The organism is Pricia sp. (assembly GCF_041745955.1).
In the GTDB taxonomy this organism is placed as follows: domain Bacteria; phylum Bacteroidota; class Bacteroidia; order Flavobacteriales; family Flavobacteriaceae; genus Pricia.
The window spans coordinates 1-1,785 of record NZ_JBGTHY010000480.1 but is presented as its reverse complement, the minus strand read 5'-3'; the positions used below and the strand labels follow the sequence as shown (position 1 = coordinate 1,785).

The 1,785-nt window shown below is 46.8% G+C and carries 2 protein-coding genes and 1 pseudogene; 1 reads left to right on the top strand and 2 read right to left on the bottom strand.

The features are described 5' to 3' along the window. A pseudogene (locus tag ACEW8S_RS16870) lies at positions 1 to 411 on the bottom strand (hypothetical protein); the annotation flags it as partial. A gap of 21 nt (positions 412 to 432) precedes the next feature. Then, positions 433 to 1,335, bottom strand: a complete 903-nt coding sequence (locus tag ACEW8S_RS16865; RefSeq protein WP_373519287.1) for a hypothetical protein — start codon at positions 1,333 to 1,335, stop codon at positions 433 to 435. A 187-nt stretch (positions 1,336 to 1,522) separates the two neighbouring features. On the opposite strand from ACEW8S_RS16865, the gene ACEW8S_RS16860 reads away from it, so the two are divergent. After that, positions 1,523 to 1,785 (top strand): hypothetical protein (locus ACEW8S_RS16860; RefSeq protein ID WP_373519286.1); only part of this gene is annotated, 263 nt, incomplete at its 3' end.

Below are 1,785 nucleotides of genomic sequence, written 5' to 3'. Positions count from 1 at the left end.
TGCCGCAAATGGGGGATTCGTAAAAGGTCGCTGTGGTTCGGGTGCGGCACCGACGGCAGGGGCCACGTTGTACTTACTGACCAAGTCCCTCAGAATCCTGTTCCAGCGTATGACCCCTCCAGCGCTCCAATAGGTTATTCTTTCTTCCTGTGCGCTCGTTCTCTCCTTCGTAATCGCTACAAGACGTTCAAGTTCGGCCCCATACGCTTCGGAATCCGTGTTTTCGGGAACCGGCATTTCCAACTGTGACAGGTAATCGATGCCCATGACGTTCTTCCAGTTGCCCGCAGCATCATCTTGGGATACCGGAACCAAGGGTCGAAGTTCCACCATATCGGGAATATCCTCGGAACAAGAAAAAAGTATGGCTAGGGTAATATATGCTAGGATTCGTTTAAAATCAGGTTTCATTACGATTGTAGTTTGTATAGGTTAATCAATGGATGGTGCGGCAAAGGAAAAGTTATAAACTAAGGAGGCGCTAAAACGGTTGGACTTACCGATGTTCGTACCCGAAAGGGTAAAACCTCCCCCCAAGGCAATACCGAAATTCTCGAATTTTGGAATCGGATGATACAACGTAAACCCTATTCGGGTAAAATCGATATCGTTGCTGGGAAAGGGTACTCCCGGGCCGATATTCGTGCCGTTCCTTGAATTTTGATGTTGCAACCAAGCATCGGCATACCATTTTTTGTAACTGCCGCCGGTTCTTAAAATGTAGTCCCAGGCATCGGGAACGCTGACCTCTAGCCCGCGATCGACAGTGGCGTTGCCCCGTTTGATATAACCCGTTTGTGCGGCAACGAAAATTCCTTGCGAAAACCGGTACTGGGCAATCAGGCGACCGTCCCATTGGGTGGATTGGTTGCCGATGGACACCGGGGAATCCGCAATGTAATCCGACAGGGGCGTACTGAGACCTCCGGCCGCCATAAGGGACAGGGTGGCACTATTCTCGAAAGATCGGTTCAAAAACCTGCCCTTCAAGAAAAGGCTGATATCCTGAAAATCATCCTGATCTGACATAAACCCTTGCGTGGCCTTGGCAGAGATGTACGGTGCCGATACGATAACATCCAAATAGTCGGTCACTCCCCCGGCAACAAAGATTCCGAAGGAATTCGTCTTTATAGTGCCCAGATTTGGATTTTGTGTCTTATTGTCCCCTACAAAATAGGTGTCGTACGATTCGTTACTATAGCTTAGGGCCGTAACAAAGTTTCCCTTCCCTCTCATAAAACCATCGAGTAATCCCTGTGCCTGGGAATGGTTTATAAAGAGAATCGGGAATAAGAGCAATATAAATATGCGATTTTTTTGGGTCGATATCATCCTGTGTTTTCAATTTGTAAATGCCAATACTATTCATTTACTTGATGCATAGGACATTTATTATATGAATCATGCCGGTGGGTTGATGAAACTTGGTATTTGATGGATAAGTCCCTGAACGGCTCTTTTTTGCCTGTAATATAAATAAAACCTACATTGGCCCCGTACGATTTTTAGTTACCGCTCGATGAAGTTTCGCCATTCCATAGTAACCCGTTTTGCGCTGTTCTTTACCGGTCTGATTATTTTTTCCGTTCTTTTGACGGGCTATCTGGTTTTTCAAAAAGCAGCAGGGGTCATCGTCGAATATTCGCAGGAGCGGATCATGCACACCTCCGACCTGGCGGAACAATCCTTTTACGCCTTGCTGAACGAAGTCTCCAATGATATTGGCGTCATAGCTGCCAGTCCAACATTGCGAAACTATGTGAACGATCCAAGTCAACAAAA